This is a genomic window from Vibrio sp. EA2 (genome assembly GCF_033042495.1).
Classification (GTDB): Bacteria; Pseudomonadota; Gammaproteobacteria; order Enterobacterales; family Vibrionaceae; genus Vibrio.
This window is the reverse complement of record NZ_JAWLID010000001.1, coordinates 797,755-816,174: the sequence shown is the minus strand read 5'-3', so window position 1 is coordinate 816,174 and position 18,420 is coordinate 797,755. Positions and strand designations below refer to the sequence as shown.

General features: G+C 45.2%; 17 protein-coding genes and 1 pseudogene. 14 read left to right on the top strand and 4 right to left on the bottom strand.

What is annotated here, in order from left to right:
* The first annotated feature begins 133 nt into the window (after positions 1 to 133).
* The 5 genes from artP to RXX31_RS03620 all read left to right on the top strand — a co-directional run bounded on the left by artP (position 134) and on the right by RXX31_RS03620 (position 4,782).
* A complete protein-coding gene (gene artP, locus RXX31_RS03640) occupies positions 134 to 862 on the top strand; it encodes an arginine ABC transporter ATP-binding protein ArtP (protein ID WP_317587745.1) in 729 nt (242 codons plus the stop codon).
* A gap of 102 nt (positions 863 to 964) precedes the next feature.
* Entirely contained in the window at positions 965 to 1,696 is a 732-nt protein-coding gene (locus RXX31_RS03635) for an arginine ABC transporter substrate-binding protein (protein ID WP_317587744.1), read from the top strand.
* A gap of 1 nt (position 1,697) precedes the next feature.
* The gene (gene artQ / locus RXX31_RS03630; RefSeq protein ID WP_317587743.1) at positions 1,698 to 2,387 is read left to right on the top strand and encodes an arginine ABC transporter permease ArtQ; all 690 of its coding nucleotides are present in this window, start codon (positions 1,698 to 1,700) and stop codon (positions 2,385 to 2,387) included.
* Entirely contained in the window at positions 2,384 to 3,052 is a 669-nt protein-coding gene (gene artM / locus RXX31_RS03625) for an arginine ABC transporter permease ArtM (RefSeq protein ID WP_317587742.1), read from the top strand. Before artQ ends, artM begins: the two co-directional genes overlap by 4 nt.
* Positions 3,053 to 3,354: 302 nt before the next feature.
* Positions 3,355 to 4,782 (top strand): alanine/glycine:cation symporter family protein, encoded by a 1,428-nt coding sequence (locus tag RXX31_RS03620; protein WP_317587741.1) that lies wholly within the window; start codon positions 3,355 to 3,357, stop codon positions 4,780 to 4,782.
* An 86-nt stretch (positions 4,783 to 4,868) separates the two neighbouring features.
* On the opposite strand, the gene thpR is transcribed toward RXX31_RS03620, so the two are convergent.
* Complete coding sequence (gene thpR / locus RXX31_RS03615) at positions 4,869 to 5,408, bottom strand: RNA 2',3'-cyclic phosphodiesterase (protein ID WP_317587740.1); 540 nt, start codon at positions 5,406 to 5,408, stop codon at positions 4,869 to 4,871.
* A gap of 36 nt (positions 5,409 to 5,444) precedes the next feature.
* Positions 5,445 to 6,335 carry a LysR family transcriptional regulator gene (locus RXX31_RS03610; RefSeq protein ID WP_317587739.1) on the bottom strand — a complete coding sequence of 297 codons (891 nt, stop codon included), beginning with the start codon at positions 6,333 to 6,335 and terminating at the stop codon, positions 5,445 to 5,447.
* Between the two features lie 144 nt (positions 6,336 to 6,479).
* Between RXX31_RS03610 and RXX31_RS03605 the strand changes: the two genes are divergently transcribed.
* From RXX31_RS03605 to nlpI, 4 genes and pseudogenes are all read left to right on the top strand, one after another.
* Positions 6,480 to 6,950: a nucleoside deaminase gene (locus tag RXX31_RS03605; protein WP_317587738.1), complete on the top strand. Its 471-nt coding sequence runs from the start codon at positions 6,480 to 6,482 to the stop codon at positions 6,948 to 6,950.
* 255 nt (positions 6,951 to 7,205) lie between these two features.
* Positions 7,206 to 7,799, top strand: coding sequence for a cysteine dioxygenase (locus tag RXX31_RS03600; RefSeq protein ID WP_317587737.1), 594 nt, complete (start codon positions 7,206 to 7,208; stop codon positions 7,797 to 7,799).
* Positions 7,800 to 7,806: 7 nt separating this feature from the next.
* Positions 7,807 to 7,893, top strand: a pseudogene (locus RXX31_RS03595) (carboxymuconolactone decarboxylase family protein); the annotation flags it as partial.
* A 204-nt stretch (positions 7,894 to 8,097) separates the two neighbouring features.
* Positions 8,098 to 9,039, top strand: coding sequence for a lipoprotein NlpI (gene nlpI / locus RXX31_RS03590; protein ID WP_317587736.1), 942 nt, complete (start codon positions 8,098 to 8,100; stop codon positions 9,037 to 9,039).
* Positions 9,040 to 9,147: 108 nt separating this feature from the next.
* Here nlpI and RXX31_RS03585 read toward each other — a convergent pair whose 3' ends face one another.
* On the bottom strand, positions 9,148 to 9,489 hold the full coding sequence (locus RXX31_RS03585) for a DUF3316 domain-containing protein (RefSeq protein ID WP_317587735.1): 342 nt from the start codon (positions 9,487 to 9,489) through the stop codon (positions 9,148 to 9,150).
* Between the two features lie 472 nt (positions 9,490 to 9,961).
* Between RXX31_RS03585 and RXX31_RS03580 the strand changes: the two genes are divergently transcribed.
* Complete coding sequence (locus tag RXX31_RS03580) at positions 9,962 to 10,534, top strand: protocatechuate 3,4-dioxygenase (protein ID WP_317587734.1); 573 nt, start codon at positions 9,962 to 9,964, stop codon at positions 10,532 to 10,534.
* Positions 10,535 to 10,560: 26 nt separating this feature from the next.
* Here RXX31_RS03580 and RXX31_RS03575 read toward each other — a convergent pair whose 3' ends face one another.
* The gene (locus RXX31_RS03575; RefSeq protein ID WP_317587733.1) at positions 10,561 to 13,281 is read right to left on the bottom strand and encodes a cation-transporting P-type ATPase; all 2,721 of its coding nucleotides are present in this window, start codon (positions 13,279 to 13,281) and stop codon (positions 10,561 to 10,563) included.
* Positions 13,282 to 13,387: 106 nt separating this feature from the next.
* Here RXX31_RS03575 and RXX31_RS03570 point away from each other — a divergent pair, with 106 nt between their 5' ends.
* The 4 genes from RXX31_RS03570 to RXX31_RS03555 all read left to right on the top strand — a co-directional run bounded on the left by RXX31_RS03570 (position 13,388) and on the right by RXX31_RS03555 (position 18,415).
* Complete coding sequence (locus RXX31_RS03570) at positions 13,388 to 14,212, top strand: formate/nitrite transporter family protein (protein WP_317587732.1); 825 nt, start codon at positions 13,388 to 13,390, stop codon at positions 14,210 to 14,212.
* 111 nt (positions 14,213 to 14,323) lie between these two features.
* Positions 14,324 to 16,516, top strand: a complete 2,193-nt coding sequence (gene fdhF / locus RXX31_RS03565) for a formate dehydrogenase subunit alpha (RefSeq protein WP_317587731.1) — start codon at positions 14,324 to 14,326, stop codon at positions 16,514 to 16,516.
* Complete coding sequence (locus tag RXX31_RS03560) at positions 16,513 to 17,601, top strand: 4Fe-4S dicluster domain-containing protein (protein ID WP_317587730.1); 1,089 nt, start codon at positions 16,513 to 16,515, stop codon at positions 17,599 to 17,601. Before fdhF ends, RXX31_RS03560 begins: the two co-directional genes overlap by 4 nt.
* Positions 17,591 to 18,415 (top strand): FAD-binding oxidoreductase, encoded by an 825-nt coding sequence (locus RXX31_RS03555; protein WP_317587729.1) that lies wholly within the window; start codon positions 17,591 to 17,593, stop codon positions 18,413 to 18,415. The genes RXX31_RS03560 and RXX31_RS03555 overlap by 11 nt, the downstream gene beginning before the upstream one ends.
* Positions 18,416 to 18,420: the final 5 nt, after the last annotated feature.

Sequence of the window (18,420 nt, the reverse complement as noted above, 5' to 3'; positions counted from 1 at the left end):
AGTCATATGCTCTGTGATGCTGTTATATAGTTATACAATAATTTAACAAGGCATATTTTTATACATTTATATTGCATAAAACGCACTTATTGGTAGTATTAGCGACCGATGACGATTAATGCGGTATGACAGCATGAGTATTCAAGTTAGCGGGATCAACAAATCCTACGGTGATACACAAGTTCTTCACGATGTCAGTTTTAATTGTGAAAGCGGTGAAACATTGGTGTTATTAGGCCCAAGTGGCGCAGGTAAAAGCTCTTTGCTGCGCGTTCTTAACCTTTTAGAAGGTGCAGATAACGGCAAGTTAAACATTGCTAGTGACGCTTTCGACTTTTCAACTGAGATCAAAGAAAAGCAAGGTTTAGCGCTACGCCGTAAAGTAGGTATGGTGTTCCAGCAGTACAACCTTTGGCCACATATGACGGTCATGGAGAACTTGATTGAAGCGCCAGTCAAAGTCTCTGGTATGGCGAAAGACGAAGCCAAACAGCAGGCAATGCAAATTTTAGCGACATTGCATTTGGCGGATAAAGCTGATGCTTGGCCAATGCAGTTATCTGGTGGTCAACAGCAGCGTGTTGCGATTGCACGTGCGTTGATGATGAAACCTGAAGTGCTTCTGTTTGATGAGCCAACGGCCGCGCTTGATCCTGAAATTACCAACCAAGTGGTTAAGATAATCAAGGATTTAAGTGGGACAGGTATCACTCAGGTTGTCGTCACTCACGAAGTGGATTTTGCCAAAAAAATTGCCAGCCATGTTTTGTACCTTGAGAAAGGACATATTGTTGAACATGGTACAAGCGATGCGTTTACCAATCCGCAAACTACGCAGTTTGCTGATTACCTAAAACACTAAAAACAATTTATACCCACATAAGGGTATAGCTATAAACAACTATCACAGATGACCGGCTGTCATTGCGAGTGTCAGCCCAAGACGTACACACGGAGTATTGCAATGAAAAAGATTTTACTAGCTTCACTAATCGGCCTTATTTCTACAAACGTAGCAGCACAAGAAGAAATCAAATTCGCAATGGAAGCGACTTACGCACCATTCGAATACATGGATGAAAATAACCAAATCCAAGGCTTCGATGTTGATCTTGCGAATGCACTATGTAAAGAAATGGAAACAAAATGTAGCTTCTACAACCAAGCGTTTGACAGCTTGATTCCTGCATTAAAATTCAAGCGTTACGATGCGGCAATTTCGGCGATGGACATCACTGATGCACGTTTAGAGCAAGTAAATTTTTCTGATTCGTACTACGACAACTCAGCAGCCTTTGTTTCTGTAAAAGGCAAAGTTGAAGACAAAACTCAGCTGGAAGGCAAGCGTGTAGGTGTACAAAATGGCACAACTCACCAAACTTACCTGCTTGAGCAGCTTCCAGGTGTGACTGCGGTTCCTTATGCAAGCTACCAAGATGCATTCATCGATATGAAAAATGGCCGTATCGACTCTGTTTTTGGTGATACCGCTGTCGTTGCAGAATGGTTTAAGAAACAAGACAACCTAGTATACGTTGGTGAACGTGTGACCAATGCGAAATACTTCGGCAACGGTTTTGGTATTGCAGTAAACAAAGATAACGAAGAACTTGTCAACAAACTCAATACTGCTCTGAAAACCGTAAAAGCTAACGGTGAATACGACGAGATCTTCAACAAGTACTTCGGTAACTAATATGGCGTTATCGGGCTACTCTCTATCTCTTGTGCAAGCGAGCTGGATGACCGTCCAGTTGGCTTTTACAAGTCTGTTAGTCGGTTTGATTCTGGCAGTGGTTTTCGCCAGTGGTGAAATGTCTCGTCGTGTATTCGTGAAATGGCCAACAACGGCTCTTGTTACAGTGATACGCGGCCTGCCAGAGCTTCTCGTCGTGTTGTTCATTTATTTTGGTTCGACTCAGGTTCTGTTTTTGATCACCGGTGACTTTATTGAAGTTAGCCCGTTTTTGTCTGGTGTGATTGCGCTGTCATTGATTTTTGCTTCTTATGCCTCTCAGACCCTTCGTGGCGCACTTAAGGCGGTTGGAAAGGGGCAAAGAGAGGCAGCAAGTGCATTGGGGATAGGTCAAGTCCACGCTTTCGTGCGTATTGTTTTGCCACAAGCGGTGAGACACGCTTTACCTGGTCTTACTAACCAATGGTTGGTGTTATTAAAAGATACCGCGTTAGTTTCTCTGATTGGTGTCACTGACCTTCTGAAACAAGCTCAGCTTACTTCCGCAGCGACTCACGAAGCCTTCACTTGGTACGCAACAGCCGCGGCGGTTTATTTGGTGATTACTTTGGTGACGCAACGAGCGGTGAAGATGATCGATAAGAAGTTTTCGGTTAAAGGTATCAGTATGGGGCAGGAGGCAACCGCATGAACGAACAACACGTTTGGCAATTGGTTGAAGGTCTCGGAACCAGTATTCAACTGACAGCGGCTTCTTTAGTTATCGGTTGTATTATTGCGTTGTTAATGACCTTGACGCTGATACTGCGCACCCCTGGTTTGCATTGGCTTAGCCGCGGTATCATTACTTTGTTCACTGGAACACCTCTGTTGGTACAGATTTTCTTAGTCTACTATGGCCCAGGGCAATTTGATGTTATCAAAGAGAGTTTTTTGTGGACATGGCTCAGTCAGCCTTGGTTTTGCGCCATGGTCGCACTGGCACTAAACACGGCATCCTACAGTACTCAGCTATTTAAAGGCGCTTTCAACGCTATTCCATCAGGTCAGTGGCAAGCTTGTCGTGCACTTGGCATGGACAAATCTACTACGTTAAAAGTTCTACTTCCGTATGCGATTCGTCGTGCTGTTCCGGCGTATTCCAACGAGGTAATTCTGGTCTTCAAAGGAACGTCTTTGGCAAGCACGATCACCATTATGGACCTTATGGGATACGCGCAACGCATTAATGCTCAAACCTACGACACGCTCACCGTGTTTGGTGTTGCGGGAGCATTTTATCTAACGGTCAATGGCATTTTGACGCTGATTTTCCGTAAGGTTGAGAAGAAAGTCCTAGCGTTTGAAGCCGCGTAATCCTCTATTCAATTTTAAATGCCCCTATTCACGGACTCTCGAATAGGGGCATTTTTTATTTCTAGCTAACTGCAATCAACCCAATATTAAGTGACCATTTAACGTCATTGCCTTCCGTTGATATTTAGCAGCAGAATCTTTATTCCTATCCCAACATTCCCTGACTATCATAATAGTTACATGATGTTTTATCGAAAAAACAAAAGTGATGTGCTGATTATCATGGACTGTGCAAAATTGACTTATTTATCAGTTATATAGTTAATAAATCAGAAAGCCTACAATTAACTTGAGGAATAATGATGCAATTACTTGAATCCTTTTTTGGTATTATCGGAGACCTCACATGGGGCTGGGCCCTCATCCCGTTTCTCGTGATCTTCGGTCTGTTCTTCACAATCGTAACTGACTTCGTTCAATTCCGATTCTTCAAACGCATGTTTCGCGTCTTACTGACTAAAAACCAGACTTCAGATGCAAAAGCCATCTCTGGCCGAGAAGCTCTCTTGCTCTCTATCGGTGGCCGCGTAGGTGGTGGTAACATTGCGGGGGTTGCAGTAGCCATTACGCTCGGTGGTCCGGGGGCTGTCTTCTGGATGTGGGCGGTAGCACTGGTTGGTATGGCCACCAGTTTAGTCGAGTGTTCTCTGGCCCAGCTATACAAGCGAAAAGAAGGCGATGACTTCCGTGGTGGTGCTGCGCGTACGATTATTCATGGTCTCGGTGAAGATTATCGCTGGCTCGCCTACGTTTATGCGGTGTGTCTGATCGCCTCTTTTGCTATCGGGTTTAATGCCTTTCAGGGCAATACGGTAGCAGGTGCCGCTTCAGATAGCCTCGGGATCGATCGTTTGTACACGGGTATATTTCTTTCTATTGTTGTCGGCTTCATCATTTATGGTGGTATTCATCGTATCGCAAAAGCAGCAGATGTCATCGTACCTATCATGGCGGTTGCGTATGTTGCCTTAGCGCTCCTTGTCATCATTATTAATATCGCAGAACTTCCAGCCGTAATTGCGACTATCGTTAGAAATGCTTTCGGTATTGAGGAAGTCGTGGGTGGAGGCATGGGGGCTGCACTCGCTAACGGGTTACGACGAGGATTATTCTCTAATGAAGCAGGTTTAGGGTCTGCGCCTAACGTGGCAGCAACTGCAGACGTATCGCACCCAATTAGTCAGGGCATTACTCAATCACTATCGGTATTTATCGATACTATTGTTGTATGTAGCTGCACCGCTTTCGTCATTCTACTAGGCGATGTTTATGTACCGGGAGCGGAAGGGGTGGATGGCGTTGTCCTTACTCAGCAGTCTTTGGTGTCTCATCTGGGGCTGTGGGCTCAGTATTATTTGACAGGCGCGATACTGTTGTTCTCATTTAGTTCAGTGATTTACAACTATTACCTTGGTGAAAACGCACTCACCTTTATGTCTCACCGTAAGTCCTCTGTGCATATTTTGCGTATCGCCGTTATTGCTATTGTGTTTGTTGGTGCGGTTGCGCCTGGAGCGACTTCTGTCTTCTTCTTCTCCGATCCAATGATGGGTATTCTCGCGATTGTGAACTTACTGGCGTTGATAATGTTGTTCCCAACGGCAATGCGTTTGTTGAAAGATTATCGTAAAAAACTGGCAGCAGGTGCTGAGCATCCGGAGTTCAATCCAGATGAGTTCCCTGATTTAGATATTGACCGTACGGCGTGGGTACCAAAAAGTAAAAAATAATAAGCTCGGGGTAAAGGGCTCCTTATCTATCCTGCTGAAGTTAAGCTGTGAGGAAAAGGGCTTACTTGCGCATGTAACGCAACGAGTCAGGGAGCGATTCCCTGACTCTGAACCACCTCATCGACAACGCGATAAACCAACTTGTTGTCGACGTACACACTTTCCATCAAAGCAAGTGAGTAAACATCAACGTGTTGAGGCTTCACCTGTACGTTTTTCAAATGAGTATCGCCAGTAACATGACGAAAAAGCGTAATGTGAGGCGTGTATTTCTTTGACTCAGTGGGGAAACCTTGTGCTTTTAATGCATAACTGAGCTCTTTTTCCAGTCGCATTAACGCGCGATTATGCGCTATTCCCATCCAAATCAGCCGGCTTCTTTTTTGCTGAAATGAACCTAAATGATCAATACGTAAACGATCACATCGTGAATTCAACTGATGTAAGATGTCGACTAATTTCTGCTTCTGTGATTGTGTGGATTCACCAATAAAAGCTAACGTGAGATGAAGGTTCTCCATGCGAATCTGACGGCCGTTTATACCGTGCGAACGTAACAAATTCTGGTACGTCTTTAATTTGCGTTTTGTGTCATCATTAAATGTCAGTGCGAAAAATAACTTCATAGGAACTCCCTCTCAGACGAAAATTGTCGTTCACTCTCACTGAGTCACTTCAAGAATGCTATTAATAACAGTTTGAGTTTGTTCGTTCATTTTTACAGTAGACGGCAAGCACACGCAGAGTTCTTCTTCTAGGCGCTTGTCTTTAAGAGGGGTAAAAGCCAACTCACCATCCATTACTTGCTTTTCAATGTCGTACCAGGTCATAAAGCTGACCCCGGCACCATCACGTACCAGATTGGCCAACAGGTTAAAGGAATTGCTGGTGGCGGCAATATCAAAGCTACTGTTTTGTCGAAGAATCTCTGAGTAGAGGCGGGTATGCACCGACAAATTAATGTCTGGAAAACAGAGCGGCCACTTTAGGCATTCGTGCAACTCAATGGATTGAGTCTCTTTGTCCAACAAACCGGGAAGATGAACCAGCCCAATCTTACTCTTTTGCCGTGCTGCAAAATGAATTTTTTCATTTCTGGCGACGTTGAACGCAATAATAAAATCCAGCTGATTATCCAAGAGTAAGTCGGTCAGGGTTTGCGTGTCACCAGTTTTAAAATGAATGCGGACACTATCGAATCGATTGGTGAGTAAATTATAAAGTTTTGGAAGAACTCTGTTGCTCAGGCATTCAACCGCCCCAATTCGCAGTTGCACCAAGTTCTGTCGGTGCTCCTCCTTCAAGCTGCGACGAAAGCGGTTTTCAGCGGCAATCCATTCTTGCGCTTGTTTATAAAGTGCCTGGCCTTGCTCCGTTAGTTCAATACCTTTAGGCAGCCTCAAAAGTAACTGGGTGCCAAAATCTTCTTCGAGAATATTCATCTGACGGCTAAGAGCAGACGCAGCAATATGCAGCTTTTCTGCCGCTTTACGTACAGACTTTTCACGCGCAATGACGACAAAGGATCGAATTTCTTTAGTTAAAGCAGACATGAGCGGCACCTGGTTAGAAAGCTACTGTTCGAAATATTAGCACGCAGATATCTAAACGTTCTAGTTTAAACAACGAAAACTCTCTCTTATAGTGTTTTCAGATTCAACAAAAGATTCAAAGAGCATAAACAAATGGAGTTGCTTATGAAAAACGATATTGATCATCTGAAAACGACGATTTCTCTAGCTAAAGAGAGCGTAGACAGTGGTAATCATCCCTTTGGCGCAATGCTTATCGGCCCAGACGGAGAAATTTTGATTCGCTCGGGTAACACGTATAAACAAGATAAGGGAGTTGGACACGCTGAGTCTAATGTTGCCCGCCTTGCTTCGCGTCAATATGAGCCTGAATTCCTTGAAAAGTGTACGCTAGTGACATCTGTCGAGCCTTGCTGTATGTGTGCTGGTTCTATTTACTGGGCTGGCATCGGTAGTGTCGTATTTGGACTGACAGAAAAGCGTCTCGCTGAACTCACCGGTGACAACCCTGAAAACCTGACCTTAGACCTCGCGTGCCGAGATGTATTTACCGCTGGGCAACGTAAGGTTGAAGTACGTGGCCCATACGCTCAGCTGGAAGAAGAGATTGCCGCAGACCATATTGGATTCTGGTAAGTCGCCGTATTCGAAAACATCGATCTTTTAGGGCACTAGTAATAACCCAATCTTAGTAACCTGATTTTGGAAAAGTAGCACCTTATACAGTTGATACACTGGTCTCAAACTGCTTCAAAGCTCAGTTCTTCACCATGCCATTTGACTTACTTTTTAACCGACAACTAATGTATCCATTACATAAGTTAGAATTACACAGCGTGTTAAAAGTTACAGTGTGACAATGTGCAATAGCCAGAAGACGGAAAGTCAGCAATGAGAAACATAGCCAGATTAGGAGATTTCGTTCGCTCGTTCACCCAGTTAATCGAGCAAGTTGGTCAAGATGAGGAGCACATCTTTGCGGATGGTAAGGTGCTCCTGACAGAGCTTATCAGCCATGATGACTGGTTACCTGATGAGTTCGCACAGCCAAATCCAGAGTATTATCAACAGTACTTATTATATTGTGATCCGTTAGAACGTTTCTCTGTCGTGAGTTTTGTTTGGGGGCCGGGCCAAGAAACACCCGTACATGATCACTCGGTATGGGGGATGGTAGGGGTTATGAGAGGCGCTGAGTCTTGCGAAGAATTTTACCTTGATCCTGAATCGGAGCGGTTCGCGTCAAAGGGGACACATTACCTTCCGGTTGGTAGCATCGACTTAGTATCACCAAGGATTGGGGATATTCATAAAGTGTCGAACGCCCACTCAAATCACACGTCGCTTAGCATCCATGTATACGGTGCAAACATTGGTGGAGTGAGTCGTCATGGTTATGAACCGGGTACAGGGAAGAAAAAGGTTTTTATTTCTGGATACTCAAACGAAGTGCTTCCGAATATTTGGGACCGGACAAAGGAATAATCCAGATTTAGCTAGTGAAACTGTCTTGGGTAATGGTATACCGCAACTCAAAGTGCGTTTTCACGCGGCCCTTAACGTTGGCTGTACAGAAGAATAACTGAAAGAAGTAATCATTCAAATGCCTGTCTACGCCAGTTTTCCAGCAGCATTAAATTTTTAAAGAAGTAGTCATCTCATTAAAAGCATGATCGGTTATTGAGTATTTGATTAATAATTGGTGTTTTGGTTATTTTTTGTGCTATAAAGGTGCTCGCACGACTCCCGTACTGATTTTGGGAGTAAAAATTGGAGTAAAGATATGGTCAAATGGTATAAGTTTTATAGTTTAGGTGCGCTGATTGTTTTGACAGGGTGCAACTCTGTTGATGAAGACATTTCCCAAGCAAGCTCAACCCGAAATGAACAACAATTAGTGTATCCAGCTATGGCTGTACCATTGCAACCGAATGCAATCGCCGAGGCTAACATTGCAAAACTAAACCACCTCCTGACAGATAAAGAACTCAGCGATGAGTCTCGCGCCGAAATATATTTAAAGCGCGGCGTCTATTACGATCAGATAGGACTAAGAGATTTAGCTAGTACAGACTATGCCAAGTCACTACAGATCAATCCACGACAACCTGATATCTATAATCTGCTTGGGATGTACTACACCCAAATCAGCCAATTTGATGCTGCCTATGACGCATTTTACTCATCGCTTGAATTGGATCCGAATAATAAGCAAGCCATATATAACCGTGCAATTGCACTTTATTATGGCGGAAGAGCAGAACTTGCACTGGAAGATATGAAAACTTTCCATGAGGATAACCCTAACGATCCTTTCCGTGCTATCTGGTTATATATTATAGAATCTGACGTAGATAAAGCTTCAGCAACGGCACATTTACAAGAGAGTTATAAAAACCGAACCGATGAGTGGGGCTGGGTATTGGCAGGTATAATGCTGAACGAAATAACTGAAGAAAATGTCGTTAAATTAGTTACTAATAGCACATCAGACAATAAAGTGATGGCCCAGCGACTTACCGAAGCCTATTTTTATCTAGGTAAGTATTATACGGAAAATGGGGATATGAGCAGAGCTCTATCAGTGTACAAGTTAGCGATATCTTTGAACGTATGCAGTTATAATGAGCATAGCTATGCATATTTAGAGTTAGAACGTATTTCGAAAGAATTTGAAGCCGCGAAAGAAACGGGTAATACGGAAAAGTTTGTTACTTTAAACTAGTAGTACCTTCTGCAAGTCGCAATTCAGTAAAAAGGCGAATAACCGATTGAGTTATTCGCCTTTTATTAATTTATGTCAAGAGTATGCATCTATTTGAACATCTGAAGCTTAGCGACCATCTTCTTTCACTTTGTAGTTGAAATCAACGTCAATAACAGCACGATATTGCATAGCGCCTCGAGATACAGGAATTTCCTCAACCCGCACTTGAGCACTTTCTACGTTCATACTATGTCCTACGATACTTTGACCAGTAGGATTCAGTTTCCAACGTAACTGGTTGTCATTTGCGCTCGCCAGTGAGTCATACATATTGAAGCCAGCATCAATCGCTTCCTGTTTACTCGCAAATGTATCTGAATATAGTGTCTTGTTATTCTGCATTATCCGTTCACCAGCGGTAGCGGTAAACGCAAAAAACATACACATGATTGTAATTAACGCTTTCATAACAGTACCTCACAATGAACAGGATATTAGGCACACACAACGACTAAGTTCCAATTCATTTGTTCTCATATCATTCTGATACTAATCATTTTCACAATCTTGCAAGCTTTCTGCTGCCTGAGTGAGAATGAAAAGACTGCTATCTGAAAATGAAAAAATCAATTTCGACTTGTATGGATGTACTCCAAAACAGGAGGTCCATACTTAAAAAGTAGCACCTATTTGATCTTGATCAAGTTAAACGGGTTATTTTATGAGTGTTTTGTCATTAAGGGCCGCGGTAACCAAAAGCGTGTTTAAGAGACGGCTGACCTTTTGCGATCACCAACCGGCTTTGTCTTGTCTTTACTATCAACAAACTTGCTGGCTAATGAATGTGCAGGGAAATGATGGCGTTAATACCACCTCCCATAAGTGGAAAATTGCTCTGTGTACGCCACAATTAAAACAGTCAATCAAATTGGATGAGATCATGGAACGAAGGCATTTTCTGGCTTTATGGACGCTTCTGTTTGCACCTTCGCTTAAAGCAACAAGTCCAATGAAGCCTACACCAGCGCAAACCGAGGGGCCGTTTTATCCTGTCGTGGCTATACCTCTGCGTGAGAATTTGATTTTGCAGACCGAAGGGGTGGTAGGTGAGCCTATTATGCTACACGGCAAGGTTATCGACACCACGGGAAATGCGGTTTCTGGTGTTAAGGTGGAGATCTGGCAGTGTGACGGGCAGGGTATTTATGACCATCCCAACCAATCAAACAATGACAGATTTGATCCCCACTTTGCTGGCTTTGGTGCAGCCGTGACGGGTAAAGATGGGCGCTACCTTTTCCAGACTTTATATCCTGTTGCCTATGGTTCTCGTCCACCACATATACACGTTAAGCTGTGGCGTGGTGAACGAGAACTGTTGACCACACAACTTTATTTGCAAGGCCAAACCGGCAATGAGTGGTGGGGCGGAAAAGCACGTGACTATTTGCAGTTTGAGCCATTAAAAGTAGACGATCACCTAACCGGAGAGTTCACCTTTGTGATTGCCTAGATCTTTGTGACACTTAGCGTTTAGAGTTAGGTTGCAGAGTGTGTGTTCATCATTGATTTGTTTAAGTAGTACTTTTCCAGCTCGACTAAAAACAGCACAGACGATGCGACAATAATGATTCGTAGCCATACGTCGACTTCAAGTCCGGCGGTTCCAAACAACACCTGCATGAATGGCAGGTAGGTGAAGCATACTTGAAAGACGATCAGTACCGCGATCGCTATTAACACATAATAATTACCAATCAATCCTTGGCGGCAGAAAACAGAATCAAGGATGAACCGGGTATTGAACAAATAAAATATCTCGAACATCACCAGAGTGTTTACCGCGATGGTACGGGCTCTGGCAATATCCTCTTGTTGACTCATTTCCCAAACAAACATACCCAGAGTGCCAAACATCAATATGATAGAAACAAAGACTACTCGCCAAATAAGATGAGAAGTTAAAAGCGGCGTATCCGGGTCGCGAGGAGTACGTTGCATCAGGTTTGGTTCTTTAGGTTCAAAGGCCAATGCTAAAGCAAGCGTGACGGCGGTGATCATATTAACCCAAAGAATTTGTATGGGCGTGAGAGGGAGGTCTTTAAATCCCCAAACCACGGCTGCCAGTATGACTAGCGCTTCACCTCCGTTGGTCGGCAGAATAAACAGAATGGCCTTTTTGAGGTTATCGTAGACGGCTCTGCCTTCTTCAACTGCCGCGGTAATCGATGCAAAGTTATCGTCGGTAAGCACCATTTCGGCGGCTTCTTTAGCAGAGTCGGTACCCGTAATCCCCATCGCGGTGCCAATGTCCGAACGTTTAAGCGCGGGTGCATCGTTAACGCCATCGCCAGTCATCGCGACGATTTGTTGGTGCTGTTGCAGTGTGTTGACGAGTCGCATTTTATGTTCCGGACTGACGCGGGCATAGACATCAACTTCTCTGGCAACCGCGAACAGTTCATCGTCGGTCAGCGCATCGATTTGTATTCCTGTAAGTGCATCACTAGGGTTTATAAGACCTATCTGTCCAGCTATAGCTTGTGCGGTTAGGGCGTGATCACCCGTCATCATTTTTACTCGTATCCCTGCGCCCTTACACACGTCAATGGCATTGATTGCCTCTTGTCTCGGTGGGTCGAACAATCCAAATAGCCCAAGCATGATGAGGTCATCTTTAACATCGTCGAAAGAGAGTTCGAGTTGGGTGTATTTTGTTGGTCGATAAGCAATCGCTAAAACTCGCATCCCTTGCTTGGCCATGGCTTCAATTTGCTCATGCCAGTAATTTCGATCGATTTCGGTGGTTGTATTGACGCCGTTTTGATCTCCATGTTGTTGGTTACAGATGTCGAGAACCTGTTCGGGGGCGCCTTTAATAAAAATATACGCTTCTCCGATATGGTTATGGTGGAGCGTCGCCATAAAGCGGTGTTCTGATTCGAATGGGATAAGATCGGTCCGGGGAAAGCTTTTTGTCTCTGTTTCGCTGTCGATGCCTGCCTTCATACCTGCGATCAGCAGTGCGCCTTCCATCGGATCGCCCTGTATTTGCCATTTATCATCAACCAGCTTGATGCTGGCATCATTGCATAGCACAGCAGCTCTCATCGCCTGAATCAGAAAAGGATGATCATCTGGATATATCGACGCCCGATTAATGGTTACTTCGCCATGCGGATCAAACCCTGTACCGCCGATTCCGAACTCGTTACTTGAAGTTATGAGTTTTTGCACGGTCATTTCATTACGAGTAAGGGTACCAGTCTTATCGGTGCAAATGACGGAGACTGCACCCAGCGTTTCTACGGCAGGTAGACGGCGAATGATTGCATTACGTTTGGCCATTCTTTCCACACCAATCGCAAGAGTGATGGTCATAATTGCGGGTAATCCTTCTGGAATCGCCGCTACTGCTAAGCTGATTGCCGCAAGAAACATATCAGTAATGGGATAGCCCTGAATGAGTAGGCCATAAATAAAGGTTGCAATGGCAACAATTAAGATACCAGCCGTTAACCAGCGACTGAACTGAGCAATCTGCTTGAGAAGTGGGGTAGTAGCCGGTTTTACCCTTGAAACCAAGGAGCTTATTTTACCCAGCTCAGTATTGATGCCAGTCGCAACAACAACCCCTGAGCCTTGCCCATGAGTCACCATCGTTCCCGAATAAACCATGCAATAGCGGTCGGCTAATTCACTGTCTGAACTGACTGGCAGAGTCGTTTTTTCGATGGTCATAGACTCGCCTGTCAGCACCGCTTCGGCAACTTGAAGCCCTTTACTGCGAAACAAACGCAGGTCTGCAGGTACTCGGTCACCGGATTGTAGGATAACCACGTCGCCTACAACCAGTTCGTCGGTATTGATCTTGATTTGATGGCCTTCGCGTAAGACTAAGGCTGTCGGAGCGAGCATCGCTTGAATTGCATTGAGTGCGTTTTCCGCCTTGCCTTCCTGGATAAAGCCGATGATAGCATTGATGATTACAACGCCAGCAACTACGGCGGCATCCACCCAGTGACCTAGGGCGGCGGTGACAACCATGACAACGAGCAGAACATGGATCAAGACATTTTGAAACTGGCCAAGAAAACGCTGAAAAACCGTTCTCCCATGAGAGACCGGGAGTCTATTTGCTCCAAACTGAGAGAGGCGCTGAGCGGATTGTTGTGGACTTAGACCATCGGGCTGGCTTGAGAGTGTAGAAAAAGTTTCGTCGATGGACTTACTGTGCCAAAGATCGCCGGTTTCTTCCATGTATTAGGCTCCTACCTAATGGGGTACGTTGGAGTATGCTCATTGTTTGATAATTATAGAATATCGACTAGGTTTTGGATATGAAACGGGTAAGCAGGAGGCGCTCGTGGTTGACATCTATGGCTTTGATTCCTTTTCCCCTAAGCAAATTGCAGAGAAGGTGGATTCTATTGGTGTAGCAAAAGCACGCTTACCTCTTTTGTCTATGGTTATGTTGGGTATCTTAGCAGGCGCGTTCATTGGTCTGGGCGGTCTGTATTTTACTATCGTTAAATCGGATGCATCGTTAAGTTTCGCCACGCAGCAAGTGTTAGGTGGAGTAACCTTTTCTCTGGGATTGATACTTGTCATTATTGCCGGCGCCGAATTATTTACTGGCAACAACTTACTGGCGATGGCGTGGGCAGATAACAAAATCACGACAGCAGAATTGTTAAAAAACTGGGTTGTGGTCTGTTTGTCCAACTTCGTTGGCGCGGTTAGCGTCGCTGCAATGGTGTTTTTTTCTGGTCATTCGGAAATGAATCACGGAGCTATCGCAACAACGTATGCAAACATAGCGGCAGCAAAGTGTGAGATGCCTTTCTGGACGGCGTTTTTCCGTGGCGTGTTATGTAATGTCTTTGTGTGTATGGCGGTCTGGATGGCGTTAGCTGGACGCACTGTGGTAGACAAAGCGGTCGTCATTGTTTTTCCTATTTCCGCGTTTGTCGCAGCTGGATTTGAACACAGTATTGCGAATATGTACTTCATTTCTTTAGCGATGATGCTACAAAGTTCGGGTACGGTTGAATCCGTTGGCTCGGTCGGGATATTGGGCTTCTTCAGTAACTTGATTCCGGTGATTTTAGGCAATCTCGTCGGAGGAAGTGTGTTTGTTGGCTTGGTCTATCACATTATCTATCAGCGTGGTCACTCTGAAAGTGAATAATAAATGATTGCCTAAAGCAGGTTTTAAGATCACTTCTTCTCATGCTAATCGCCTAACGAATAACAGGAGACTGCTATAATTTAGCTAGATTCACGTAGCAAGGTTAAGGCTATGAGCTCTCAACAGAAAAATGAATCAAAAGCCCCTGATCTTCCTTTTCCGTTAGACGAAGATGCGATGCCATCGGTGCCGCTGCTCAACCATAGCACGGTTCGAGATCATCCAACTCAAACGGTATGTCCGTTTTGTGGTGTCGGTTGTGGGGTGCTTCTGAGTTGTGATTCACATGGTCAAGTGTGTGGAATTAGCCCACTGAATGCTCACCCTATCAGTCAAGGAAAACTGTGTGAGAAAGGGTGGAGTAGTCTTTACGCGATTTCAGCTGAAAATCGAATCACTCAACCTTTGAAACGCAACAAGGATAAATTCGTCCCGATCAGTTGGGATGAAGCGCTTGACGAAATCAGTTCGTCTCTACTTGGCATTGTTGAGGAGTTTGGCCCCGATGCGACTGGGGTGATCAGCAGCGCCCGTGCGACTAATGAAGACAATTACGCCGCTCAGAAATTTGCCCGTGCGGTATTAGGCACCAATAACATCGACCATTGCGCCCGTATTTGTCATAGCCCGACGGTTGCAGGCTTAAAACAGGTTTTAGGCTCAGGTGCGATGACCAACAGCACCAAAGATCTGTTTGAGGCAGAAGTGATCGTGGTGATCGGGGCTGACCCTACAGAAAACCACAGTGTTCTCGGCGGGCAGGTGATGAGTGCCAAACTTGCCGGTGCGAAGCTGATCGTCATCGACCCCAGAGTCACACGTTTAGCCAAGATTGCAGATTTACATTTAAAGCTGACTCCAGGAACCAACATCGCACTCATTAACGCCATGATTCATGTGATTTTAAGTAATCACTGGCATGACGAGGACTTTATTGCCAATCGTTGTGAGGGCTTTGAAGCATTGTCAGATCATGTAGAGCGTATTACACCTGAATCCGTCGAGAGTACGACCGGCGTTGAGGCGAATCTTATCCGCCAGGCTGCTCAATGTTATAGCCAGGCAGACAAAGCCATGATTATGTACGGTATGGGGATCACTCAATTTGTTAGTGGTACGTCCAATGTGATTGCATTAGCCGATTTGGCGCTGGTTTGTGGGCACATAGGCAAACCGGGCACTGGCATTAATCCACTACGCGGACAAAACAATGTTCAGGGCGCTTGCGATATGGGATGTTTACCTAATGTCTATCCGGGGTATCAATCAGTGGAAGATAGCGTTATGCAGTTGCGGTTCTCTGATTACTGGGATTGTGATGTGGCTTCGAGACCCGGCTTAACCTCATTGGGTATGACCAAAGCGGCGTTAGCAGGACATTTTCGGGCTCAGATTCTTTTTGGTGAAGATCCCGTGGTAACCGATCCGGATCAAAACCACGTTCGACAAGCATACAAGTCATTGGATTTGCTGGTTGTTGCCGAACTGACCATGACAGAGACAGCAAAACTGGCTGACTATATTCTCCCAGCCGCCTCGTTTGCGGAGAAGTCGGGCACCTTTACCAATTGTGAACGTCGCGTACAGCATATTAATCAGGCGATGCCACCAGTGGGTGAGGCAATGGCAGACTGGCAGTGGTTGCAAGCACTGGCAAAAAGAATGGGGAGTGACGCATTAAATTGGTGTAATAGTGAAGATGTGTTCGATGAGATGGCCGCGATTACCCCTTCGTACCAAGGGATGAGTTACGCGAAACTGGATAAAAATTATGGTCTTCAATGGCCATGTAACGAAGATGCTCCTGAAGGTACCGCAGTACTTCACGAAAATGAATTTCCCATCGGGCGAGCGCGTTTGACACCGGTTAAATACGTACCGATTGATGAACCTACTGACTCCGATTTTCCATTGCTGTTAACCACGAATCGGCTACATTTCCACTATGGCTGTGGCTCCATGACACGTAAATCTCCCTTATTGGAACGAGAGATCCCGCCAGGTATTTTGTTCATTAATCCTAGGGACGCTGACTTATTAGGGATTTCTTTGTATAGCCCGGTCAGCGTGCGCTCAAGGCGCGGTTACATCGAAACAAGAGCGATGATAACCGATGATGTCCCACCTGGCGTAGTAAGCATGCCTTATCATTTTAAAGAGGCACCATCGAATCAGCTGACCAATACAGCGCAAGATCCCGTCACCAAAATGCCAGAGTTAAAAGCCTGTGCCGTGGAGGTTGAGCTACTGCCTGTCGGGCATAAGCCACTCGCACCTTGGGAAAAACCGGGGGAAGTAAAATGACAAAGACTTACCTGTTAGATTCTTTAGATGAACTCAGAATGCACTTACTCCAGGATCGAGCGCTTTATCAGGTCGTTGCGAATAGTGAGCAGGGGGCGGAGGATTACTATTGGCAGCAAGTCATCGCGCAAGACCTACCGCCTTTGATTAATCAATTACCAACGCATTCGGCTAAGAGTTTCTTCTTCACTGAAAACGAACCAATGTACGTGTTTGACGGGAGGTTTTTTAAAGAGACACTGCCAAACGTGGAACCGTTTGTTTTGTTTGGTGTGCAAAGCTGTGATTTGGTCGCGATTCGTTATCAAGACGAGTTCTTTGATCAAGACCCATACTATCAAGCTCGCCGGAAACAAGCATTGTTGATCGGTGTGGATTGCACTCAACCCTGTAAGCACGGTTTCTGTCCTACCGTTAACGCTGGCCCAAGTGTGCGTGATGAAACCGCGGATTTAGTTATTCATCCTTTGGACGAGGAATCATGGCTGTTGGTGGTATTGTCGAAGTTGGGCGAAGAGGCGTTACAAGGACTCGATCTTAAAGTGGCGTCGACTCATCATAGGAGCAAACGCTGGGAAAATATCGCCCATTGTGAACAGGCTTTCCCTGACGACCGTTACCTTATTGAAGGCATTGAGAAAGTCAGTCAAGGCAGGGTGACCGATGAGTTTTGGCAAAAAGTGGGCATCCAATGTTTGGGATGTTCTGGATGTACGACACTTTGCCCAACCTGCTCGTGTTTTGGTACTCGTTCTATTACAGAGAATACGGATTCTGAAGACGCCCAACGTTCGCAACAGGACAATGTTTCTCAAAGCAACAATGCTTTTCAAGGTAATAATGTTTCTCAAGTCCGGTTTTGGGACTCTTGTTTATATGAGGGTTTCCAGCGTGAAGCCAGTTTTCATAACCCGACCAAGGAAGCGGCAAAAAGGGTAGAGCGCTTTTGGTATCACAAGTTCAGTATTGATTTTGTACCTGAGTTTGGACGCTATGGCTGTGTGGGTTGTGGGCGCTGCGAACAGACGTGCCCTGGAGTTATTGGCGTACATTCATTAATGAGAAGGATAGCCGATGATGTTTAACCTTACTCCGGACAGTATCGAAATTATTGATTTTTATGATGATGGAGAAGACACCCGTCATTACCATTTCCGCTTACTAGAGTTGGATCCAAAATGGCTGAAAATCCAAAGTGGCCAGTTTTTCATGCTTTGTGTACCGGGGGTTGGTGAAGCGCCGTTTACCTTTACTCAGTTACCTGACGAGTCGGGAAATTTTAGAGCACTAGTACGCATAATGGGCGCTGTCACACAAGCGCTGTTTAGTAAAGAACGTGGAGCGATACTAGGGGCTCGTGGGCCTTTTGGCCATGGTTGGAAGGCCAGTGAATTGGTGGATAAGAAAATTTTAATCATAGGTGGAGGGTGTGGCCTTGCCCCCTTGGTTAGCGTTGTTGAACAACTTATCGATCAGCAAAGTTACACCCAGCTGGAAGTGGTTTATGCAGCGCGGAATAAGCAATCCTTGTTACTGAAACCGGAACGAGAACGCTGGAAGCACTGCATTCCTATATTCAACGTGGTGGAAGATCCCTCTGGTCTTGATGAGCAAGATTATTATCCGGGGACGGCAATAGGTGTGTTACCTACCGTACTGCATTCATTCGGTGAGCAGCCAGATTGTGTATTGGTTGCTGGTCCTGAGGCGATGATGAGTGTCGTGAGCGAATATTTGGTTTCTTACGGTATTGATCCGCAAGATATCTATCTTTCTGTTGAGAGAAGAATGCATTGTGCGGTGGGGTTATGCGGACATTGTTACATGAAAAACCACTATGTCTGCACTCACGGCCCAACATTAAGCTGGGCCGAGGTGGGTGAGTTTTTAACTGTTTAATGCTG